The sequence below is a fragment of the Pseudonocardia sp. ICBG601 genome (assembly GCF_020496245.1).
Window position 1 is genome coordinate 35,603 of sequence record NZ_JAHLJA010000175.1, and the last position, 22,714, is coordinate 58,316.

General features: G+C 65.9%; 16 protein-coding genes and 1 pseudogene. 11 read left to right on the top strand and 6 right to left on the bottom strand.

The genetic code is table 11. The features are described 5' to 3' along the window. Positions 1-525 precede the first annotated feature (525 nt). Entirely contained in the window at positions 526-738 is a 213-nt protein-coding gene (locus tag KPL57_RS57255; RefSeq protein ID WP_226358522.1) for a hypothetical protein, read from the bottom strand. An 817-nt stretch (positions 739-1,555) separates the two neighbouring features. Between KPL57_RS57255 and KPL57_RS57260 the strand changes: the two genes are divergently transcribed. The 4 genes from KPL57_RS57260 (at position 1,556) to KPL57_RS57275 (ending at position 6,416) form a co-directional block, all read left to right on the top strand. Then, positions 1,556-1,945: a hypothetical protein gene (locus KPL57_RS57260; protein WP_226358523.1), complete on the top strand. Its 390-nt coding sequence runs from the start codon at positions 1,556-1,558 to the stop codon at positions 1,943-1,945. After that, positions 1,945-3,201 carry an MAB_1171c family putative transporter gene (locus KPL57_RS57265; RefSeq protein WP_308253171.1) on the top strand — a complete coding sequence of 419 codons (1,257 nt, stop codon included), beginning with the start codon at positions 1,945-1,947 and terminating at the stop codon, positions 3,199-3,201. Before KPL57_RS57260 ends, KPL57_RS57265 begins: the two co-directional genes overlap by 1 nt. A gap of 71 nt (positions 3,202-3,272) precedes the next feature. Beyond that, positions 3,273-4,478, top strand: coding sequence for a cytochrome P450 (locus tag KPL57_RS71115; protein WP_226358525.1), 1,206 nt, complete (start codon positions 3,273-3,275; stop codon positions 4,476-4,478). 261 nt (positions 4,479-4,739) lie between these two features. Then, complete coding sequence (locus tag KPL57_RS57275; protein ID WP_226350710.1) at positions 4,740-6,416, top strand: IS1634 family transposase; 1,677 nt, start codon at positions 4,740-4,742, stop codon at positions 6,414-6,416. A 123-nt stretch (positions 6,417-6,539) separates the two neighbouring features. On the opposite strand, the gene KPL57_RS57280 is transcribed toward KPL57_RS57275, so the two are convergent. Continuing rightward, a complete protein-coding gene (locus tag KPL57_RS57280) occupies positions 6,540-7,307 on the bottom strand; it encodes a hypothetical protein (protein WP_226358526.1) in 768 nt (255 codons plus the stop codon). A gap of 327 nt (positions 7,308-7,634) precedes the next feature. Here KPL57_RS57280 and KPL57_RS71120 point away from each other — a divergent pair, with 327 nt between their 5' ends. From KPL57_RS71120 to KPL57_RS57305, 5 genes and pseudogenes are all read left to right on the top strand, one after another. Next, positions 7,635-7,841, top strand: coding sequence for a DUF4333 domain-containing protein (locus KPL57_RS71120; RefSeq protein WP_226358527.1), 207 nt, complete (start codon positions 7,635-7,637; stop codon positions 7,839-7,841). 632 nt (positions 7,842-8,473) lie between these two features. Continuing rightward, positions 8,474-8,947, top strand: a complete 474-nt coding sequence (locus tag KPL57_RS57290) for a hypothetical protein (protein WP_226358528.1) — start codon at positions 8,474-8,476, stop codon at positions 8,945-8,947. A 405-nt stretch (positions 8,948-9,352) separates the two neighbouring features. Then, on the top strand, positions 9,353-10,276 hold the full coding sequence (locus tag KPL57_RS57295; RefSeq protein ID WP_226358529.1) for a MinD/ParA family protein: 924 nt from the start codon (positions 9,353-9,355) through the stop codon (positions 10,274-10,276). A gap of 379 nt (positions 10,277-10,655) precedes the next feature. Next, positions 10,656-11,384, top strand: a complete 729-nt coding sequence (locus KPL57_RS71125; RefSeq protein ID WP_226358530.1) for a glycoside hydrolase family 16 protein — start codon at positions 10,656-10,658, stop codon at positions 11,382-11,384. A gap of 1,717 nt (positions 11,385-13,101) precedes the next feature. Next, positions 13,102-13,323: pseudogene (locus KPL57_RS57305) on the top strand (transglycosylase family protein); the annotation flags it as partial. Positions 13,324-13,552: 229 nt separating this feature from the next. On the opposite strand, the gene KPL57_RS57310 reads toward KPL57_RS57305, so the two are convergent. Next, the gene (locus KPL57_RS57310) at positions 13,553-13,960 is read right to left on the bottom strand and encodes a hypothetical protein (RefSeq protein WP_226358531.1); all 408 of its coding nucleotides are present in this window, start codon (positions 13,958-13,960) and stop codon (positions 13,553-13,555) included. A 1,440-nt stretch (positions 13,961-15,400) separates the two neighbouring features. Next, positions 15,401-15,976: a hypothetical protein gene (locus KPL57_RS57315; RefSeq protein ID WP_226358532.1), complete on the bottom strand. Its 576-nt coding sequence runs from the start codon at positions 15,974-15,976 to the stop codon at positions 15,401-15,403. 1,163 nt (positions 15,977-17,139) lie between these two features. On the opposite strand from KPL57_RS57315, the gene KPL57_RS57320 reads away from it, so the two are divergent. Beyond that, complete coding sequence (locus tag KPL57_RS57320; RefSeq protein WP_226358490.1) at positions 17,140-17,961, top strand: DUF3631 domain-containing protein; 822 nt, start codon at positions 17,140-17,142, stop codon at positions 17,959-17,961. A 198-nt stretch (positions 17,962-18,159) separates the two neighbouring features. On the opposite strand, the gene KPL57_RS57325 is transcribed toward KPL57_RS57320, so the two are convergent. Further along, positions 18,160-18,459 (bottom strand): sigma factor-like helix-turn-helix DNA-binding protein, encoded by a 300-nt coding sequence (locus tag KPL57_RS57325; protein WP_226358491.1) that lies wholly within the window; start codon positions 18,457-18,459, stop codon positions 18,160-18,162. Then, positions 18,456-19,379: a replication initiation protein gene (locus tag KPL57_RS57330; protein ID WP_226358492.1), complete on the bottom strand. Its 924-nt coding sequence runs from the start codon at positions 19,377-19,379 to the stop codon at positions 18,456-18,458. The genes KPL57_RS57325 and KPL57_RS57330 overlap by 4 nt, the downstream gene beginning before the upstream one ends. Positions 19,380-19,497: 118 nt before the next feature. On the opposite strand from KPL57_RS57330, the gene KPL57_RS57335 reads away from it, so the two are divergent. Beyond that, positions 19,498-22,467 (top strand): Tn3 family transposase, encoded by a 2,970-nt coding sequence (locus KPL57_RS57335; protein ID WP_226351132.1) that lies wholly within the window; start codon positions 19,498-19,500, stop codon positions 22,465-22,467. Positions 22,468-22,714 lie beyond the last annotated feature (247 nt).

Here is a 22,714-nt window from a genome sequence, read left to right on the forward strand (position 1 = left end):
GCGGTCGCGGCCAGCTCGCCGGGGGCGAGTGGGGTCAGGGGCCAGAGGCCGGTGTCGAGCCCGCCCCGGACCAGACACCCGCAGACGCTCGGAGTGTCCCCGACCGGGGGGGTTGATGGGCCTTGACGGGTCGAGCTATCGTTGTCCTGCGCATGCAAGGCGTATCCGCCCCTCCGTGAGGGGGCTGAAGGAACTGGAGTTTGCCGCTCCGTTGCACTTCCTGCGTCGGGCCCGACCTCTTAGAGGGGTCGGGCCCGACGTGGTTCTAGCGTGCGTCTGGTCCTCAGCCCGGGATGTTCAGTAGTTGGGTAGCTGGATGCGTCTAGGTCTGCATCGTGCTGGTCCTCTCATCGCGCTGGTTGGTCAGAAGCCGAGAAGCCGAGAAGCCGAGAAGCCGAGAAGCCGAGAAGCCGAGAAGCCGAGAAGCCGAGAAGCCGAGAAGCCTCTCCAGGATGGGATCCTAGCGGTTTGTTCCTGGTTGTGGAGAGGCGACGCGCGGGCTCGGTGGGTGATCCTGCGCGCCTGTCACGCGATCATCTCCATGAGCGGGTCCAGGATGTCCTGGGCAGTGCGTAGGTGTCCGACGGCGGTGGCCTGTGCGGTGGCCTCGGCCAGCGGGCTGGCGACGGTCTGTGCGGCGTGAAGGACTTCATGGGCGGCGCGGAAGAGCTCGCCTTGGAGCCAGTTGTCACCACTGTCACCGGCATTGCTTGAGAGTCGAGCGGGAACGGGGTGCATGTCGGGGCCTCTTCGTCGTCTGCTGGCTGTCGGGTCTTACCTGCGTTCAGCACGGCGGGCTTGCTAGGGGAACGACCGCCGGACTGCGGAGTGACGCTCGGTAGCGCACACTTCACCACCTGGCACCCACAAACGTCAAGTAGGCATGGCATGATGAGGGAGCGCCCAGCTTCTCCTGCCTGCGGCGCAGCCCTGCGGCGAGCGGGAGAAGCTCCGTCTACCGCAGTTGATGGCGCAACTGAGAGGGGCAGGTAATGTCAGACCCGACGGCGATTGGTGAGCGTCTGCGTCTTTTAATCAAGGAGTATGAACAGCGGACGAGTCAGCCCTCATTGTCATTGCGGAAGTTGTCGAGCCAAATGCGCGACGCGGGAATCATATTGTCCCATGAAGGACTACGGAACGTGTTGTCGGGACGTTCGGTGCCGTCGGCGACAACGCTGCAGGACTTAGCTACATTCTTCGGTGTCAGCCTCGGCTCATTTGACGGAAATTCCGATTCGCGGCGTGTGCGAGTTATGGGGCGCTTGGCCTGCCTGGACGATTCGAGTTGTGCTGTAGTGGAAGATGTCCTAGATGCCCTAGAGGGTCGAGATTCTGATTCGGCACCGTCGTGACACAGCGGTGGAGTCGGAAACGGGCACCAGCTGGGGTGCGTCGACAAGGGGTAAATATTCGGGCGGCGAAACGCTCGTTGCGGTGGGCTCGTTCTCATCTGAATAAAGTTCCGGAACTTCCGCATCCCTGGGATGTCGATAAGTTCATCGAACGTCTCGCGGAGAGTCGAGGTCGGGAGATTCGCATAGTGCCGGTCCAGATGGCGGATGACGCGGGATCGCCGTCCGCGCTATGGTACGAGTATCCTGATTTCGATGAAATCCGGATCGACAAACGAGACGGAGACTGTCTGGATCGAGACAACAACATCATTCACGAAGCCTCGCATATGATTGCAGGGCATCATGGAGTCGTCGTCGAAAGTCTTGGCATGGGGTCTCCGGATGCTGTCGCGGGAGATGGTCGATCCACGATCAACGTCTTGCATCGAAATCATTACTGTAGCTACATGGAGGTGCAAGCTGAGACCCTCGCGTTCTCGATCTGGGAGGCGGCCGGGGCCCGCTTGTTCCCGGACGGAGACGTGGACGCTGCCCGTCTCGTCGGCGCGTTCGAGTACCGGCTCGGCCGTGCAGGTGAAGGGTGGTGATGTTGCACGACGCGATCCAGTTCATGTTGGTCGGACTCATCATCGGTGCGGCGATCGCGAAACTTTTCCAGCTGCGCTTCCCGGGAGCGGAGACGAACCGTCCAGCGGCTATCGCGATGTGCGCAGCGATCATTTTCATGGGGATCGCCACGTTCCAGGAGGGCATGGTTGTCACTGACTTCCTGGAACGCTCACTCGACATCAACATCGCCTACGCGCAACGGCACGCTCCGGCCATTATTTCGTTCGCGTGTGTACGTATTGCGTTTGTGTGCTGGACTTGGCCATCGAGCCTGCGCCGCCGACGCCGTGTGACCATGCACCTCGTTGTCCTCGCAGTGATTCTAGCGACGCGATGGGCGATCGCTGCGGTGTCGTCACCGCACGATGCTGCTGCTGGCCTTGCAGGGGATTGGGCTGCTGCGCCATGGACGACGATGGCAGCGCTGCTCTACATCGTGTATGTCGGGTCCACTTTTGTTTCGGTGGCAGTGATGGCGTCAGGCTGGGCACGTGAAGAGACCGTTGCACATCGATGGACTGCCACTGGGTTAAAACTGATCGCCGCATCAGCATTCGGATTCTGCATGTATGTCGGCCACAAGATGCTGTTTCTGCTGGCAGCACACACGGTGGGGCGGCCGGGATATGATCCACTGGCGGCGGAGCGCCCTATTTTGGTGGTATCGGTCTTCCTTCTTGTGGTTGGTTTGGCGGTGCCGCTGGTAGCAACGGGAGTCCCGGCCGCGGTTCTGCTGGCCCGCCAGCGAGCGGTGTATCGGGAAATAGGCAGTATGTGGCTGTCATTGGTAAGCATCCGCCCCGATGTGGTGTTGATGACGTGGGCCCCGACATGGCTCCCTGATCGGTGGATCGGGTTGTGGGAAGCCGTAGACGTTCGAGAGATGGCGTTCCGGCTGTTCCGCCGTGTTATCGAGTGCTGGGACATCGTTCGGCGGCTTCGACCTCATCTCGATGCGTCGCTGCGGGCATGGGCACTGACTCGAGCTCGGGCAGAGCTCGATGAAGCCACCGCTGAGAGTGTCGGTGACGCAGTCATGCTGCGTGTTGCTCTTGCCCGAGCCCGTTCTGGTGCCGCTGTGCTGGACGAGGCGCAGCGGGCCTTGACCCCGGCGAGTCTTCGCGAGCTCGGGCAGAACGCGACCTGGTGGCAACGCGTCGCCCGAGCGTGGGACCACCCGCTTACTCTGCGTCTCACCGACGAGGCCACCGCTCATTCACCTGTGTCTATGTGAGTGCGACCGCGGTCTGCTGGGCGGGGCGGTCGGCATTGGCGCTGGGGCGGGCCGACGGCATGATCAGCGGTGTGATCACCTTCGATGAACAGTTCCTGGCTGATCTGTACGCGAGCTGGGCTCGGCTGCGGCGCCGCGGTCCTGTTCATCGTGCTGTGACGCCGGATGGCGCCCCGGTGTGGCTAGTCGTCGGCGACGAGCATGTTCGGTCCCTGGCCGCTGATCCGCGCTTGACCCTGGACCGCAGCTACTCCCGTTGCGGCTACACGGGGTTCTCGTTGCCGCCGGATCTAGACCGGAACCTGTTGAACATGGACGGTGCCGACCACCGTCGAATCCGCCGCCAGGTCGCCGCAGGATTCACCCCAACCCGAGTCGACGCGCTCCGACCAGAGATCCATGCGGCTGCGACCGAACTAGCAATGGATCTACAAGGACAGCTACAGGATGGCGGCCCGGTGGACGTGATCGCCGAATACGCCTCCCCGTTCGCTCTACGAGTAATCGCGATGATCCTGGGCATCCCGACGACGGATCTGCCTGAGTTTCGTGGATGGACCGATGAGCTGCTGGCTCCGTCGAGCCCGTCAGCGGCGGCTGACGCAGTGAAGGAAATCTATCACTACATCCGCGACCTGATCGAGGGTCTACGCAGTGAAGGAGACGACAGCTTCCTTGGGAGGCTGACGCGTAATGCCGACAATGATCCCGAGCGACTGTCGGCAGCAGAGCTGGCCTCGTCGGCATTCCTGCTGTTATTCGCCGGATATGAAAACACGATCAGGGTCATCGGGAATGGCTTGATCGCCTCCGTCGATAAGGATGGGTGCGTGACCGTTTTGCGAGAAGCTCTGACGGATGAAGTGTCGTCACGATCCGTGATTGATGAATTACTGCGCTATGATCCGCCGCCGCAGCTGGCGATCCGCCGATTCGCCTGTGAAGACATCATGATCGATGACGTGACGATCCTCAGGGGAGACACCGTGATGCTGTCGTGGGCGTCGGCCAACCGAGACCCTGCCGCCCATCCCGATCCTGACCGGCTGCAACTCGACCGGAATCCGAACCAGCACCTGACATTCGGCCATGGGCCGCATGCCTGCCTCGGCTCCACCCTGGCCCGCGTAGAACTGGAGATCGGGCTCACGACCCTGCTTGCGGAAATCCCCACCCTGCGGTTGGTGAACCCAGCTCGTCCCGCGTGGCGCCTCTCTTTCCGGAACCGGGGTGTCACAACTCTGCCAGTCGTCATGTCTGTTGCAGGGAGTAGTTAGATGCGGCACAAAAACAGGATCTGAAGCGCTCGGGGTAGAGGACTGGAGAGTCGATCGGATCTGGGTTTTGTCGTCGCCCGACTCATGGAGGCTCATTCTGGGTGATCATGAAGTGCGGCATTTCCTCAGGTCGTGGTGGCCGTTAAGGCCTGACTTTGGTCACCCGAGCCTGGTTTCGCAGCTTGTACTGCGCTGAGCTGCGGTGATGTGTTTGCGCGGGAGCGGTGTGAGGCACTAATTCGGTGCTCTACGCTCGGTCAGGTGGCGTGGGTGAGGCGGGTACGGACGGCCTCCGGGGCGACCGCGGTCCAGATCGCCGAGTCCGTGCAGGGCCATCGACGGATCGTGGCCCATGTCGGGTCAGCGCACACCGAGGCCGAGCTGGGCCTGCTGGTCGAGCAGGCCCGTGGGCTGATCGACGACGCTGCACAGCAGGCCCTGGATCTGGGCGTCGCGCCGTCACCCCGGCGGGCCGAGCTGATCGCGCCCACCGCGGCCGGCGGTGCCACGCAGGAGGGGCTGTTCGGCCAGATGCCGCGGCGCGCCCCGAGCACCACAACCCGGCGGGTGGGTGCGCCGCAGGTGATCACGACCGGGTCGCGGGTGCTGTTCGACATCCTCGCCGAGGTCTACGCGGGCCTCGGGTTCGCAGAGGTCGCTGATGACACGTTCCGCGACCTGGTGATCGCCCGGATCGTCGAGCCCACGTCCATCCTGGACACCGGTCGGGTGCTGGCCGGTCTGGGCGTCACCGCGGCGAGCGAAAAGACGATGCGCCGCACCCTGCTGCGCTGCACCGGGCGCAGCTACCGCGACGAGATCGCGAGGGCCTGCTTCACCCACGCCCGTGGCAGTGGGGATGTGTCGTTGTGTCTCTACGACGTCACCACCCTCTACTTCGAGGCGGAGAAGGAGGACGACCTGCGCAAGGTCGGGTTCTCCAAGGAACGCCGGGTCGACCCGCAGGTCGTCGTCGGGCTGCTGGTCGATCGCGCAGGGTTCCCCCTCGAGATCGGCTGTTTCGAGGGCAACAAGACCGAGACCGCGACGATCCTGCCGATCATCGAGGCCTTCCGGGCCCGACACCAGCTGCCGGTCGAGCCGGGCGGGATGGTCGTGGTCGCCGACGCAGGGATGCTCTCGGCCGCGAACCTGCGCGACCTCGACGAGGCCGGCCTGCGGTTCATCGTCGGCTCCCGACTCACCAAGGCCCCGGTTGACCTGGAGTCGCACTTCCACTGGCACGGCGACGCCTTCGTCGACGGGCAGATCATCGACACCCTCACACCACGCGACCGCCGCACCGGGCGCAGCGAGAACAGCCCGAAGGTCAAGGCCGAGCCCGTCTGGAACCCCAACCAGCATCCGGGATCCTGGCGGGCGGTCTGGGCCTACTCCACGAAGCGGGCCGTCCGGGACCGGCGCACGTTGACCCTGCAGGAGAACCGGGCCCGCGAGGTCATCGCCGGCGAGAAGCCCGCGCGCACACCGCGGTTCGTCAAGGTCACCAACGGCTCCCGCGCCCTGGACGAGGCCTCCTTGGCTCGGGCATACCGGTTGGTCGGGTTGAAGGGCTACGTGACCAACATCCCGGCCGGCGGCGCAGCGGCCGGGGAGATCATCGGCGACTACCACGACCTCTGGCACGTCGAGCAGTCCTTCCGGATGAGCAAAACCGACCTACGCGCCCGCCCGATGTTCCACCACCAACGCCAGTCCATCGAAGCGCACCTGACCATCGTGTTCACCGCCCTCGCAGTCGCCCGCGAGATCCAGAACCGCACCGGGCTCACCATCCGCAACGTCGTCCGCCAGCTCCGACCACTGCGCTCGGCCACCATCGCCATCAACGGCACCCAGCAGACCTTCCCGCCCGCCGTCCCCGCCGACAAACAGGCCCTCCTCGACGCGCTCCGTCAGCCCGCGGCGAAGCACTAAGACAAGTGACCGAAGTCAGGTCGCCCGACTCATGGAGGCTCATTCTGGGTGATCATGAAGTGCGGCATTTCCTCAGGTCGTGGTGGCCGTTAAGGCGGCCCGCCAGGCGTCTCTGAATAAGCCTCATGGGGTATTTTCGGCCGCGTTGTCGGAGACGATCTTGGTGATGAGTCCGTGGACGGCGTCCTGTTGGCCGGGTGTGAGCTGTGCGTAGAGTTGCACCAATTCGGCTATGTGGCGGTTTCGGAGCAGGATCACGGCGCTCTGGCGGAGGCCATCGATGGCTACTGGCCGCTCTTCTAGGAAAAATCTGACATCAATCTCGAAGAATCTACTGATCCATCGGAGGTAGTCCTCGCTGGGATTTTTTCCGCGTTCCCCGGTGAGGAGTTTCTGTATGTAGACGGTGGTGATTTTTCCGCCGTTGGAGTTGATCCAGCGTGCTACCTCGGCGGTGGTGTAAGGACGCTTATCTGCCCGGACGATGGTGGTGAACAAATAGTACAGTCGCTGTGGAATGGTTCCTGCTCTGTAGTCGGCAAGGCGCTGTTGGATGAGACGGTCCTGGAGTGGACCGTCGACGGCTGCAGGCTCAGGGGTAGTGAAATACGTCGGGGACACGCAGAAGAACTCGGCCAGGGCCGCGGCCTCAGCGGGGTCTGGTTCAGGTGCTGACTGTGAAGTGTCGGCCCGCCGCAGGGTGGCGACGCGGTCACGACTGGTGGGAGACCGGTGGGCATTGATCCAGCGCACGACCTCGTCGACCGAGTAGGAAGTTCCATCGGCGCGTCGGGCGGCGGCGAACAGATGATTCAACCGCTCGGCGAATCCCTGAGCTGCTTCAGGTTGACTCTGGACCTCAGGCACGGCCTTCACCTTCGTGGACAGCATCGATGGACAGTCGGCCGATGCTAGACCGCTGACCAGATAGCCCTTTCGAGGAGACGTGAGCGCATGACGAGCGAACTTCCCGAGCCTGCCCCTGTGGGCGGTGTCCCACCCGGCGGCTGGGGTAGTTGTGGGGCGACACCTACAGCTGGCCCTGCTGCACTCCCGAGCTGGGGCGCTTCGAGCGATGCATCGGCAGTAGAGCATCGCACTCAGAGTTCACCAACGTCGCGGCCTGTCAGCCCAGCAGTACGGCAACCGGGGCCGCGATACCGAGGGAGGAGGCAGCGGGCATGGCTCGCGACCTCTTCCGCGGTTGCGGTCGTCGGGGTGGTGTTCTCGGCTGCGGTGTGGCCGGGCTGGGCTGTCACCGTCGTCCTTGAGCAGGAAGCGTTGCAAGCTGGCGTGCGCACGGTCTTGATCGAGAACTACGAGCTGACCGTCACCGCCGACGTGCAGTGTCCCGCCGGGGTGGCGATCATTCCGGGCAGCGGTTCTCGTGCCAGACCGCGATCGACGGCGAAGCGACCGAGGTGACCGGCGTCGTGCTGACCGCCGACGGCATCTATCAGGTCGACTGGGCCTGACGGGATGGCCGCCCGTCGCTGATCTCCCGCCCACTGTGCTCGGCGTTGACAGGCTGCCGACAGGCCATACCGGTGTACTATCTTCCAGGTTAAAGACCTACATCTTGCCGGGCGGTGGAAGGGCGGGCGGTGATGGTGAAGACGCGGCGGACACGCACGGAGCCGTCGGCGTTGCCGCCGTGGTGGTCGAACACCGGTGCCGGTGAAGCCCGGGGCAGGCGCTCCAGTGATGCTCCGACGGTGCTGGAGTCAGTCGCGGTTACTGAAGGCGCTGGCGATCCGGCTGCGGAGCCGGCGTTGGCGCTGTGGGAGCAGAGGGGAGGCCAGGCAGCGTGCGGTGACGATGTCGTCGGTGACCACTATCCGGTCGCAGGTACCACGGACGCTCCGCCGTCGAGGGGGCTGATGCCGGCGGAGCTGCCTGGGCTTCGAGCTGCGTCGCCCGAACCAGGGGCTGTGTGCTTCCCTTCGTGGCGGCCTGCTGATGACGAGCGCAGCACCCGGACCACGGTGGATCGGCCCGTCGCGGCGCTGCGTCCGATCGACCCAGCCGAGGCTCGTCAGCTTGCGGAGTGCTTCGCGATGGACTACTTGTCCTGCGATGCTGATGACCCGGATGGTCGTCGTCGGGCGTTGGAGCCGTATCTGTCGCGCCGTCCGGATGCCCTGCTGGGGTGGCCGGGTGGCGAGCATGGCCACGGCCGTCGCCGCGCAGTGCACGCGAGAGCGGGCGAGGTTCTGGCTCACGGCCACGTCCTCACCGTCGACGTGAAAGCGTTGGTCGAGATCTTTATCCCTGTCTCGCCACATGTCGGATCCGCCAGCATCGGTGGTAGCGACAGCACCGGCGATGACGCTGGACCGGGAACGCCGGACATCCCGCAGACTGCGCCGTTACCAGCGGGGGCCCGATGGTCTGCGGTTCCTCCTCCGATCGCGCCCGGCTGGGCATCTGCGACGAGCGTGTGGCAACGACTCGGAGTCCCGATCCGCCGCCACGATCACGGCCATCTGGTCGTGGAGCTGCAGCAGTTGCCCTCCACCAGCGATGACTGACCACCGGTTGAGAGCCCCTGCTGTGTTCTTCCGTGACCCTGGGACCTGCTGATGACCGACGCCTCTGCTCCAGGCCGTGCTGATGCCGCACCGCTGCACCGCACCTGGGAGCATCCCATCCACGCATCTGATTCTGAACCGCTCGTGTCAGCTGAGCTTTCATCGCAGTCAGCACAGCAGCCATCGCCGCTGGATGTTCGGCGTTCTCGGCTGCGGTCGACATCGTTGCCGTGGGACAACGACGCCTCCACGAGCCGTGCACTGGATGAGTGTCTTGGCGTCGTCCCGATCAAGCCGGTGGGGGCGAGCTCTGGGGAGTTGCCGACCCGGGCCGTGGGGGCTGAGTCGAGGCTCAATGCGTTGCGGCCCCGGCAGAGCGCGCCGACAACAGGGTGGCGGTCTGCAGTGTTCAAACTCAGCGGCGGGAGGTGGAATCCCGGCCCGTCGGCTGCTGAGGACCGCTACACCGACCTGGTCCGGCGGATCTGCAATACCCGTTTGGAAGGACCGCATTCGGTCATCGTCGGTTCGATGAAGGGCGGCGTCGGGAAGACCACGATGTCGGCGTTGCTTGGCCTGTGTCTCGCTGAGCACCGCGGTGATCGAGTCGTGGCCGTCGACGCCAACCCTGATGCCGGGACCCTGGCCGACCGGCTGGTCGGTGAAGAGTTCGCCGCGCAGGTGACTGTCCGCGATTTGCTGGCCCACCTTGATGAGGTCGAGACTTTCACCGATCTGTCGAAGTACGTCCATCTGACGCGTCGGCTGCAGGTCGTGGCTTCTGATCAGGAGCCGGAGTCCAGCGAAGCGTTCTCGCTGACCGACTACGAATCGGTCGTACGGGTGTTGTCGCGGTTCGCGCAGGCGATCATCACCGATCTGGGAACCGGGATCGTGCACTCGGCCGCCCAGGGCGGTCTCAAACACTGCGACAGCCTGGTCATTGTCGGAACGCTGACCCAGGATGGAGCCTCACGAGCTCAGCGCACCCTGGACTACCTGGCGAACTACCGCGACACGACCGGCAGCTTCCCGCACCGTCACCTGGTCAACGACGCGGTCGTGGTGCTCTCCGGCGATCGGTGGAGCGAATCGATCGACGCCGACGTGATCCGGGACTACTTCCGTGGCCGGGTCCGCGCGGTCCTGGAGCTCCCTGCAGACCGGCATCTGGCCAGCGGCGGCCCGATCGACCTGGCGCTGTTGCAGCCTGCCACCCGCGCCGCCGTTTTGGAGATCGCGGCGACGGTCGCAGACGGTTTCTACGGCCGCGCCACACACGGTCTGGCCTCGCACGGCTTCAGGGGCAACGGCCATGGGTCTGGCTAGCGGCATCACAGCGGCCGCCGCCGCTGCACTCGTCCTCGCGCCGGCCCCGGTCGTTCCAGCGGTCGAGCTGGAAGCGAAGTGCGGATGGCGGCTCACAGCAACCCGCGTCTTTGCCGAACTCGGCTCCAGCAGTAGGAACGGTCCCGGAGCTGAGGCGTTACGGGCGACTTTGATCGATCTTGGCGTCGCCAAGCCCGGGTTCGTGCCCGCTGGTTGCTATGAAGACAACCCCAGAGGTCGATCCGATGACCAGGAAAGCGGATCTGCTGATCAATCGCCGCGGACCGGACAGACCGCACAACTACGCCCGCCGCCATCGTCAGCTGGCTCTTCCCCGCCGCCTACGCAGGACATAGGCCAGGGCGACACCGCTGGTGAGGTGTTCGGGTGGGGCGCCCCGGACGTCGTCGACGACTTCACCGGCACCACGCTCGGACCGGGATGGAACGCCTACGACGGCCCCGGGCATGCCGGGAACGGCACCCGCTCCCCTGCTGCGGCGACCGTCTCCGACGGTGTCCTCACCATCGACGGCACCGGGGACGGCACGACCGCCGGCCTGGCCTGGACCGCGCACTCCCAGAAATACGGACGGTGGGAGACCCGGATGCGCGCCCCGACCGGCTCCCCGTCCTACAACGCCCTCGCGCTGTTGTGGCCGACCGAGGAGAACTTCCCGGTCGGCGGGGAGATCGACTTCGCGGAGATCATGGACCCGTCGAGGGACAAGGTCGAGTTGTTCCTGCACTACGGCGCGGACAACTCCCAGGTCCACGGCGAACTCCAGGTCGACGCCACCGGGTGGCACAACTACGCGGTGGAGTGGACACCGGACGGTGTGACCGCGTTCGTCGACGGTCGCGAATGGTGGAAGACCACCGACGCCTCCATCTTGCCGCCCGGTCCGATGCACCTGTGTCTGCAACTGGACTGGTTCCCGCGCGGCGACAGCGAGACCGGGCAGATGCGGGTCGACTGGGTCAAGCAGTGGAGCCTCGCCGCAGGCGAGGGCGCCTCCACCGACTCGGCGGGCAGTGAGGGCTCCACCGATGCCGACTCCTCGACCTCGATCACCGACGACATCAACAACGTCCGGGGACGCCGATGACCCTCCTCCGCCCTGCGCTACCCGTCTATCTGTTGATCATGAAGGAGGTCTTCTGATGCCCCCTCGCTCTGGTGCTTCTCGATCGTCCTCGTCGGTGGTGGTGCGTCGTTCTGCGGTCGCCGCGCTTGCGGCGGGAGCGATGCTCGGCGGGACCGCGTTGACTCCCGCCCTACTGGCCCCCGCCGTGGCGGCGAAGGAGTACGCCACGGTCGCGTGGCGGGCGGCCGCCGCCGGCCCGATCCCGGCGGTGACTGCGGCGCAGGTGCATGCCCAGGCCCGCGTCCTACTCACCGACCTGACCTTGTCTGACAGCCCGCGGGCCCAGGAGCTGGCCCGGAAACTGGTTGGGCTCGGGGTGAGCCCGGCGACCCAGCCAGCGGGCTGGCGCCAGCAAGCTGTGGACCTGTCTGATCACCTCCACGCAGTGCACGGCACCTACGAGTCTCTGGACGCGGTCGCGGTCGAACTCGCCGCAGCCGGCTACGGCGCCACCCCCGCCGACCTGCGCATCCTGACCGAGACACCGCCCACAGTGCCTCCGGAGCAGGGCGCGGGAGGCATCTTGGGGGGGCTGACCGACGCAGGCCACACAGCTGTGGACGCGGTCGGCGCGGCCGGTGGCGCGGTCACCGACGTGGTGAGCGGACCTGCCCCGGTCCCTGCATCTGAGCCGCCCCCGCCCCCGCAGGCAGCCCCACCGACGCCAGCGGCTCTTGCTCCGCCGTCTGTAGCGCCGCAGCATGTCCCACCGTCGCCCGCCGCTTCGGGGCCCTCTCTGGCACCGTCCGCGTCGCCGTTGCCAGCCGCTGATCCGTCGTCGCCGGTGATGCCATCGGCTACCCCGGTCCCGGACAAGGCCGTTCCGGTGCACGCCACAACGACGGCCCCACCCGGTCCGAGCACCTTTGACAGCCCTGCTGAGCCGATGTCCAGCACAACCACGAGTCGGCCCGAGGGCCAGGGCAAGGAACACGGCAAGGACCGCCGGTCGGGCGGCGCCGACCAGGGCGGCGCTGCCACCGCCACACCCGATGACGCGCGTGCTGCACTCGCGCTGCTGGGTGACTTCCTCGCTGCCCTAGACACCGGACCGGTCAGTACGAGCAGCACAGTGGGTGAGATGGATCGGGTGCGGGGCGTGGTCGGTGCGGTGCTGAACCGGCCGGAGGTACGCGCCGAGCTGGAATCCCTCGGCGCGGATCCCGCCCTCTTCGACGCCGCTGCGGATCGTGTCGGCGGCACTGCCGCCGACCCCGGTACCGATGCGACTGCAGCGGATACCACGTCCAGCCCGGCTGCCCCGCCGTCGCCACCGGAGGCGGGGCAGCCGGAGAGCAGCGCTAGCGCTGACACTGCTGATGCCGGTAAGCCGCGCACCAGGGACTCCCATACGGCTGAGCGAACCACCGGGGAGAACATCGGGTCCGGTCAGAGTGCCGGGCAACGGGCTGAGGGCCTGGCCGCTGGTGTGGAAAAGTTGACCGAGCAGGCCGCGCGGGCGGCCGTGGCTGATCCGGACGCGGTCGCGCTGCTGGAGACTCTCACCGACCCGGAGCTGAACCTCGACGACCTCGACACCACCAACACCAGCGGTACTAGTGCTGACAGCGTTGGTGAGACGATCTCCAGAACCAGCAGCCCCACCGCCGCCGCGCCCGGTTCGCCTGCAGACAACGACCAGGATCCTGGTGCGGAGAAAGGCGCGGTCCCGGACCGAGTGTGGGATGAGCTAGCCGAGTGCGAGTCGGGTGGGAACTGGTCGACCCGAACCGGGAACGGATTCGGCGGCGGTCTGCAGTTCACGCCGTCGACCTGGGAGGCCTTCGGCGGCACCGGTGCCGCCCACGAAGCGTCCCGGGAGGAGCAGATCGCGGTTGCGCAGCGTGTGCGGGAAGGCCAGGGGTGGGGGGCCTGGCCAGCGTGTAGCAAGCGGCTCGGCCTCACCGACTGACATGAGCTTGGCTTGAACGGTGCCAGTTCCACCGACTGTCGGCTTTCCCAGGCCCGAAGCTGGGAGCCCGGGCCGACCGGCCGACGGCTTCTCGGACGTGGGCGGGTCTCGGCCCGGACTTTCCGCACAGTAGCAAGCAAGCCCAGCTCGTGTTGAACCGGAGCGCCTGGAGAAGCGCGGAACCAGCCGCTCGGCGCCATGTGCGCCGGATCGGTGGTCAGCGGTCGGGGAACTGGGCTGCGATGACGCAGTCGGCGAAGCCGTAGGCGGTGACGGTGTCTGCCCAGCGGTCGGTGTCGCCGTCGACGCGGTGCAGGGTGATGGTGCTGATGGCGTCGCTGAGCGGGGAGAACTCGACGTAGGTATCGACGATGGCGATGACCTTGTGGAAGAGGGCGTGGGGGTCGGCGTCGCCGATGGTGACTGGGCTGGGTGCGCCTTCGGGGACGACGGTGGCGCTCCAGGTGCCGTCGTCGTGCTGGTGGTAGTCGGCGTTGACGACGATGGTCCCGTCCAGGGCGTGACTAACGAGGTCGAGGGCGTGGTCGAGCTCGCGGGCTTTGAGCTGCGCCCTTCGTCGGGCTTTGCGGTCCGGGTCGGCGCGGCGCTGCTTCTTCTTGCTCATGACGATCATTCTGCGTGTTCGCCTCTGCTGGGTGGCGGCTACTCGCCGTAGCCGCCTCAAACGGCAGCCCCCCGACTAGGTAGCCCGGGGGATCGAACGGGGCCGCACAGGGGCTCTCAGAGCCCCGGGGAGGGGTATCGAGGACAGCGCCTGGGGGAACCCACAGGTCAGAGCCGGTCATCCGGGGGAACTCCTCACCACCGCCGCCAAGGGGCGCGGTGCCGGTCCAGGGCATTGAGCTTCGCCCTGTGTTGTCTCCGGCCGCTGACGCGGCCGGAGGGGTGCGGGCTCGCTCGCGCTCACCCGAAACTCTGACTTGGCTTGTTGCTGCTGTGCCACTCAAATACTCCCAGGTCACAGGCCCGTCTGTCGCGTACCCCCAGGTCAGCCGGGCGTGTCACCTCATCCCGCCCCGGCCTCGACAGCACCGACCACAGCAGCAGCGCACCCGAGCCGACCAAGCGACGACGCCGAGGCGACCCGCGTCTTTGGAACAAAACGCATATCTTGCTGCGCCGTGAACCGGCAGCCCGGGGACCACGACCAGCCCCGGACCAGAGCCCGGCGCCGACGATCATCAGAGGATGCATATGTTCTGTGGGGTGTTGAGCGTCGGTGGCGGAACGCCACCGACTCGGCCCACCGGGCCGACAACGCACGCGCGCTTCGCGCTCGACACCGCCACCCCAAGATCAACAGCCACCACACCTATGCACAGTGCTGTGATCGCCGGGCCGGGTGCCGGTCCCGCACGGACGCTTCACTCCCGGACGCACCACCCCGGGAGGACGGCCACGGCTCCGCCTGCGGCGGAGCAAGCTAGACACTTAGCCCGGCTAAGTGGGTATCGCAAAGAAGCGGCCCCCGCTGGGGCGGAGTCGCTGCGCTGAGCCGAACAACCCCGGGCTGCCGCGCCGCTTCCGGTCCTCACCCGCCCCGGGGGCGGGCTCCGGTCCGGATCGACTTGCCCACGACAGGCGGGCCGGTCGCTACCGGCCCGCGCCCAAGATCGCCCCAGCGGCCGCCGTAACTGCCATGCAGATCAACCGAACGCCGCGCGTTTCGAATTTCTTAGGTAGATGGAAAAGCGCAGCGGCGGAACATATTGCTAAAGGCCCACAGTACACCATTGCCTCTGCGCCATCGACTGCCCTGCCAGCAAGCAGCCAGGTACCTGGAATCCACCCCAGCACAGCAGCTCCGAAGCCAGCAAAGAAACTGTCATCTGCCCACCACGACGCAGCCACTACACCGTCAAGACCGACCCTCGAACGAAGCAATCGCGACACTCTTACCGCGTCCCAAGCTAGCACAAGGAAAGCCGACGCAATGATTGCCCATTCCAATGCAGTGTGAATTGCGGAGAGATTCATAGATTTCCATCGATCAGCGACTTACTACCTCTGGGTCAAGACTTCCGCCTGCGAATTGGCGCTGGGCCTACCAGCAATTCTGGATAACTTTGTCGACTCCGAGGATTTCCGCAGCAAGCGCACCCACTCCGATCCCCCCCTCCTCGAAAACCTCCACTAGAGCAGTCTTGAACTTCTTTCCCTGCTTTTTCTTCGCTTGCAGCTTATCGATGACCTTGCCGACGCCGCCAAACTTGTCCACAATCCGCTTAATCTTAATAATCTTCGCGGCGGCTACCGCATTAGAGCCAATCGCAATAAGAATCCCGTACGAGCACTGCGCGAGATTGAAAGCATAAGGCGCCGCGCCAGGCGACGTCTTGTAGTTACTTTCCAGCCACGCGATAGTAGCTTGATCTCCCTGGCGCAGAACGTCCTCAGGGATTGAATCGATAACACGGAGAGCGCTCTCCACCGCAGTCACGTCTTCCCCGACTGAAGACGCCACTAACTTCAAATCTTCCGCGGACACAATGCCCGCAGCCGAAGCAGTCACCGACTGAGTCTCAGCCGAAGCGATCCCCGTAGCCGACCCCATCGCAACAGCCACAACCAACACAGTCCCGATAACACGAGACGCAGATGCGAACTTCTTTGTACTCACGACCGCATCCGAGCACGCCCCCCCCCCGTTGGTCAAGAACCACTACCGGAAGCAATCAGACGAACACGCTCAGCCACTACGGACAAATACGCCGAAACCAACTTAAACCACCCACCCACCACGCCCCACCAACAACAGCCACCGCCAATGCGCAGCGAGGCGAACAACCACCTACACCGCAGATACGCCCAAACCAGCTCAAACCGCCCACCCTTGCCGCAGTCAGTTGACCTTGACCTTGACCTTCCTTCTCTCAAAGCATGGAACTACGTACTGATGATCATGGCCGCTCCGCGCCCACCGGAACTCACTCAACCATCCACACAACAGCAGGTCACAGCGATGACTGACTCGAGAACGCCCAGGGGGCAAGTCCAGAAGACGGCCCCGAAAACGATCTTGTGCTCTCTCGGGAGTAACAAAGCCTCTCTCGGGAGTTACTGGGCCACCCGTCGGGCCGACAGCACCGAGGACACGCGACCTCAACGATAGCGCGACAACCCCCGCATCCGCCGGATCGCGCATCGGGCGGATGCGGGGGCTCCTGCACGCACCACAACACCGTGCAAGCAGATGCTAAAACCATCCTGCGGCACCTTTGAAACCGCACAACCAGTCACATCAATACCGTGCCCGGCACCACCCCTGCCCTAGCGCAAAAGAGCACTCATCCGTAGCTCTGACAACGCCCAGCCCTCCGGCACCACAAGCGGCAGAAAAGGCGGCAGGGGAGCCCTCAGCAACACCTGCAGAGCGCCGCAATCTATAGCGCCGGAAACGCAACCACGCACCACCGAAAACCGTGACCGCCGCCGCGCGCCACCCCAGCCCCCGACTCGTCACGCAGAGTGAGATTTCGGGGGATGTCCCGAAGCGGCCCTCAATCCGTACCAATCCGTACCATCCGTAACAGCAATGCTAACTGTGCAGGTCAGGCCCTGATTATGGGTGGTACGGATTGAAGGCCTGGTACGGATCAACCCGTACCAGGCCCCCGGCGAGCCTGCCGCTCAGACGGCCCGAAGACCGGTCAACACGCGGTCTGACCAGTGCAAATATGCGCCGGAGCCCCTCACGGGAGTTGCCGTCACGGTCTGTGACCGAAGTGAGGCGGCGACGGACCCGCAGCGGTCTACCGCTCCATCACCGCCGACCCACCCACGATGCTCGTCGACGAAGCCGACACGATCTTCGGACCCGCCGCCACCGGCCACGAAGACCTCCGCGGACTCCTCAACGCCGGACACCAGCGGAACCGGCCCGCGAAGCGCTACGACCTCGCCAAAAACCGCGTCGAGTCGATCTCCACGTTCGCCATGGCCGCCCTGGCCGGGATCGGACGCATGCCCGACACCATCGAAGACCGCGCCATCGTCGTCCACATGCGCCGCAGAGCACCCGGAGAGACCGTCGCGCCATACCGGCACCGACGCGACCGACCGAAGCTTCAACGGCTCGCTGAGCGGCTGCACGGCTGGCTCCGCAACGACCTATCGGTCTTGGAGGCGGCTGAGCCGGTGATGCCGGTCGAGGACCGCGCCGCGGACACCTGGGAACCACTGGTCGCCATCGCCGACCACGCAGGCGGGCACTGGCCCGACCGCGCACGCACAGCCATCCTCGCGTTGCAAGCAGAAGACGCCGGGGACGACCGATCCGAACGCATCCGACTCCTCGCCGACTGCCACACCGCCTTCGGCGACGAGGCCGCGTTGCCGACCATGCGACTCCTCCAGCAACTCCGCGCCGACCCCGAAGCGCCGTGGGCGGACTACGGACCACGCGGCGAGGGACTCACCGCCCGACGCCTCGGCGTCCTGCTGAGCGAGTACGACATCCGCCCGGCGACCATCCGGTTCGCCGGGCTCGGACAGACCAAGGGATATCGCCGCGAGGCTTTCGCCGATGCCTGGCGGCGCTACACGCCTGATCTCGTCACCAACAGTGACGATCGTGCCCAGGTGTCCACCGGATCAGCAGAATAGCTGGTCAGGCTGCCTTCAGGGCGATCTTCGGCGCGCGTGAGCGCGCTGTCCGCTGAGGGGGTGGTACGGATTGATCCGTACCACCCCCTCAATCCGTACCACCCATAATCAGAGCCTGACCTGCACAGTTAGCATTGCTGTTACGGATGGTACGGATTGGTACGGATTGAGGGCCGTTTTGGGACATCCTTCGAAATCTCACTCTGCGTGATCAGCGGTATGGCGAGCCACAGCAGCAGCCCAGTCGCCGTTGCGGCGGGCGGTATAAAGCACGTGCCCGACGGACCCGATGCTGGTGCCGAGCCGTTCCGCGATCTCGCGGTAGGTGAGTCCCTGGAGGCGGAGCTGCACCGCAGCGGCACGGCGTTGTCGCGCCCGCCGTTCGTAGTCGTCTCGCGGTTCGGCCATCATGCGCACGACAGTGGCGCGAGTGACGCCGAACTGTTCAGCGAGGTCGCGAGCAGACTTGGTTCGCCGCTTCGGAATTTGCGCAGTCATGAGTAGGCCACCTTCGCCATCATCTCTCGAATCTGCTGCGACGCCTCAGCCTGGTCTCCGCCGCGCGCGAGTCCTCCGGGTCGGCTGTTTCCGGCGAGTCCTCCGTTGCGTCCGGAGCCTACTCGGCCTCCTTTGCGTCCGCGGGCGGCTTGGATGGCGGAGAATGCTGCGTCGTAGGCGGCGGGGCCGTCGTTCCACATGCGGGAGTAGTTGATGGTCCAGTCGGAGATGGACTGGGAGATGTGGCCGAGTTCGTTCCCGCCGAGGGGGATCGGGAAGTCGGCGTTGAGGATGGCGACGTGTTTGGCGACGGCGGCGCGGTAGCCGTCGGCGTCGCCCCAGTGGTGCCGCATTTCCCGGTAGGCGAAGCGGCGGACCATGTGGAACAGGGTTTCGTTGCGGGAGTAGCCGACGGGTTCACGCCGCCGCTGGTTGTGCCAGCCGCGTCCGGGCATGTGTCCGGCGGCGGTCAGGATCGCCCCGTATTGGTTGAGGGTGGAGGTTTTGTCGTGGAGGAAGTGGGTGATCCAGCGGGAGTGGAACGGGTTTTTGATCAGCCGCCCGGGATAGGACGGGTCCCCGCCGACGGCGCGCCGTAGTGCTTCTTCGATGGAGAGGCCGTAGCGGACCGCGCGGCGTGATCCGTAGTTGGTGACGTTGATCGGTGTCGTGATGCCGAATCCGGCGTGGGCGTGGCCGTTGACGGGGTTCTCGATGATCACGTTCGGCATCGGGTGGCTGTCGACGGTGGAGACCATCCGTAGGACCGCGTCGGCGCTGTCGCCGTCGATGCCGATCAACCCCCACACCTGCTTGGGGTGCAGCTCGACGTGCATCCGGGTCATCGCCTCCTCCCGGGTCTGCCGCCACACGCCGTCGTCGAACTTGTCCGCGGCGAGTGGGTACCGCGACGTCCACAAACGCCCCCAGATCGGGGTGCCGGTAAGGATCGTGTCATCAGCCGCAAACGAGCGCTGGGGGCTTGACCCTGAATCTCTGGTCGCGGCGGTGTCCGGGGGGTGGGAGTAGCGTCCGTGCGTGGCGCGTGAGCTGGGTCAGGACGAACTGATCGATCGGTGGACGCTGGTCGAGGCCGAGCTGGCGATGGTGGCCGGCAAGCGTGGCGCGACGCGGCTCGGGTTCGCGGTGTTGCTGCGCTTTTACACCGAGCACGGCCGGTTTCCCCGCAGCCGGAGCGAGATCCCCGACGCCGCTGTGGACTACGTGGCCCGGCAGGTCGGTGTGCCGGTGACCGAGCTGGCGTTCTACGACTGGTCCGGCCGCACGATCGAGTTCCATCGCAGCCAGATTCGCCGGACACTGGGGTTCCGGGAGTGCAGCGTCGCCGACGCCGACAAGCTCACCGAGTGGCTGGTCACCACCGTCACCCAGACCGAGCGCGGCGCTGAACGTGTCCGTGACCAGCTGCTGGACCGGTGCCGGGAGGAACGTATCGAGCCGCCCACCGGCGGCCGCGTCGACCGGATCGTGCGCTCGGCGCTGCACCGCGGCGAGGAGCTGCTGTTCGCACGGGTGGCGATCCGCTTATCCGAGGCGGTGCGCGTTCGGCTGTTCGCCTTGGTCGCGGCCGGTGCCGATGACGACGGCCAACCCGGCGGGGACGGTGACGGGCCGGCGGTGCTGGCCTCGATCCGGTCCGATCCGGGCAACGTCAGCCTGAACACGATGTTGACCGAGATCGCCAAGCTGGAAGCGGTACGGGCGGTCGGCCTGTCAGCCGGCGTGTTCGCCGACATCGCCCCGAAGGTGGTCGCCGCCTGGCGGGCGCGGGCGGCGGTCGAGGCGCCCAGCCACCTGCGCGGACACGCGCCTGAGGTGACGCTGGCCCTGCTGGCGGCGTTGTTGCACTGCCGGGAACGGGAGATCACCGACACGCTGGTCGAGCTGCTGATCTCCACCGTGCACCGGATCAACGCCCGCGCCGAGGTCCGGGTGACCAAGGAGCTGATCAAGGAGTTCAAGCGGGTCACCGGCAAGGAGAACTTGCTGTTCCGGGTCGCCGAGGCGACCGTGAACGCCGGCGACCAGCTCGTGCGCGACACCGTGTTCCCGGTCGCGCCGCAGGCCGTGCTGGCCGACCTGATCGCGGAGTTCAAGTCCTCCGGGCCGACCTACCAGCGCACCGTGAAGGCCACGCTGAAGGGCTCCTACACCAACCACTACCGGACTGGGCTGATCAAGCTGCTGGACGTGCTGGAGTTCCGCAGCAACAACACCACCCACCGGCCGGTGCTCGACGCGCTGGAGCTGATCACCCGCTACGCCAGCGCCGGGAACCTGCACTACTACCCGGCCGGCGAGCACATCCCGGTCCATCGCGGCCTGAGCGAGGACTGGGAGGCGCTGGTTTACAAGGACGACAAGCGCCGCCGGCAACGGGTCGTGCGCATGGTCTACGAGGTGTGCACCTTCCAGGCGCTACGCGAGCAGTTGCGGTGCAAGGAAATCTGGGTCGTCGGCGCGGACACCTGGCGCAACCCGGCCGAAGACCTTCCGACCGATTTCGAGGACCATCGCGTCGAGCACTACCAGGCGCTGCGCAAGCCGCTGGACCCCAGCCAGTTCATCGCCGACCTGCAAGCCGAGATGCGCGCCGAGCTGGAGGCCCTGCACACCGCCCTGCCGGGCTGCGATTGGTTGTCGATTAGCGACCGCGCGGCTGGCGCGGTCAAGCTGGCCCCGCTGGAGGCCTCGCCGGAGCCGCGCAACCTGCGCCGGCTCAAGCAGGCTGTGCAGGCCCGGTGGGGCACGGTGCCGCTGATCGACATGCTCAAGGAGGCGGTGCTGCGCACCGGCTGCCTGTCGGCGGTGACCTCGGTCGCCGACCGCGGCACCTTGCCCGAGCACGTGCTGGCCGAGCGGTTGCTGCTGGCTATCTACGGGTACGGCACCAACACCGGCATCCGTGCGGTCGCCGGCGGCGAGCACGGGCATTCCGAGGACGAGATTCGCTACGCCCGGCGCCGCTACCTGAGCACCGAGGCCGCGCGGCAGATCGCGATCGAGATCGCCAACGCCACCTTCGCCGCCCGCCAGCAGACACTGTGGGGCGACGGATCCACCGCCGTGGCCAGCGACTCGACTCACTTCGGCGCGTTCGACCAGAACATCTTCACCGAGTGGCACTCCCGCTACGGCGGCCGAGGGGTGCTGATCTACTGGCACGTCGAGCGCGGCTCCGTGGTGATCCACTCGCAGCGGCTGAACTGCTCGGCCTCCGAGGTGCACGCGATGGTCGACGGCGCGATCCGGCATGGCACCGACATGCAGGTCGAGGCCAATTACGTGGACACGCATGGTCAGTCCGAGATCGGGTTCGGCATCACGAAGCTGCTCGGGTTCGACCTGCTGCCGAGGATCAAGCGGATCAACAAGGTCAAGCTGTACCGCCCGGCTGCTGGCGAGCCAGACGCCTGGCCGGGTCTGGCACCGGCGATGACCCGCCCGGTCCGGTGGGACCGCATCGCTGAGCAGTACGACCAGATGCTCAAGTACGCCACCGCGATCCGCGTGGGCACCGCCTCGACCGAGGCGATCCTGCGGCGATTCATGAAGGCCAACGCAGCGCACCCGACCTACCAGGCGATGATCGAGCTGGGCCGGGCGCAAAAGACCATCTTCTTGGCCCGTTACCTGCACAGCCGGGCACTCCAGCGAGAGATCCACGAGGGCCTGAACGTGGTCGAGTCGTGGAATCGGGCCAACGCGGTCATCTTCTACGGCAAGGGCGGGGACCTGGCCACCAACCGGCGCGACGAGCAGGAGATGAGCGTGCTGTGCCTGCGGATCTTGCAGGCCGCCCTGGTGTACGTGAACACCCTGATGATCCAGGACCTGCTCGCTGGCTCCGAGTGGGACGACGCGCTCACCGCTGAGGATCGGCGCGGGCTGACGCCGCTGTTCTGGGCGCACGTGCTGCCCTACGGCGAGGTGCGGCTGAACATGGACGCCCGTCTTCGCCTGGCCGCCGCCGCCTCCAGCGGCTGACTGGCCGGTCTCGAAACCAAGGTTCCGCGACAGCGTGCAGGCGAGTTCGGACATCGACATCACCCCAGGTCACGCTGTCTCACAATCTAACGTCGAAACACCGCCTCGAAACACGGCCACATGGTAAACTTATGAGACAGTTGCGGGAGGAAACGAGACGATCATGACCGGCGAGTCCGCCATTACCGACCCGCGGATCGCCGCCGCCCTGGATGCCGACCGGGACCAGGCCAGGACGGTGACGTGA

Bases quoted from the DNA above. Each gene is read 5' to 3' on its own strand.
- KPL57_RS57310 (WP_226358531.1), bottom strand. From the start codon at position 13,960: ATGAGCAAGAAGAAGCAGCGCCGCGCCGACCCGGACCGCAAAGCCCGA.
- KPL57_RS57290 (WP_226358528.1), top strand. From the start codon at position 8,474: ATGGACTACTTGTCCTGCGATGCTGATGACCCGGATGGTCGTCGTCGG.
- KPL57_RS57325 (WP_226358491.1), bottom strand. From the start codon at position 18,459: ATGACTGCGCAAATTCCGAAGCGGCGAACCAAGTCTGCTCGCGACCTC.
- KPL57_RS57260 (WP_226358523.1), top strand. From the start codon at position 1,556: ATGGCGGATGACGCGGGATCGCCGTCCGCGCTATGGTACGAGTATCCT.
- KPL57_RS57265 (WP_308253171.1), top strand. From the start codon at position 1,945: ATGTTGCACGACGCGATCCAGTTCATGTTGGTCGGACTCATCATCGGT.
- KPL57_RS57255 (WP_226358522.1), bottom strand. From the start codon at position 738: ATGCACCCCGTTCCCGCTCGACTCTCAAGCAATGCCGGTGACAGTGGT.
- KPL57_RS57320 (WP_226358490.1), top strand. From the start codon at position 17,140: ATGCTCGTCGACGAAGCCGACACGATCTTCGGACCCGCCGCCACCGGC.
- KPL57_RS57280 (WP_226358526.1), bottom strand. From the start codon at position 7,307: ATGCTGTCCACGAAGGTGAAGGCCGTGCCTGAGGTCCAGAGTCAACCT.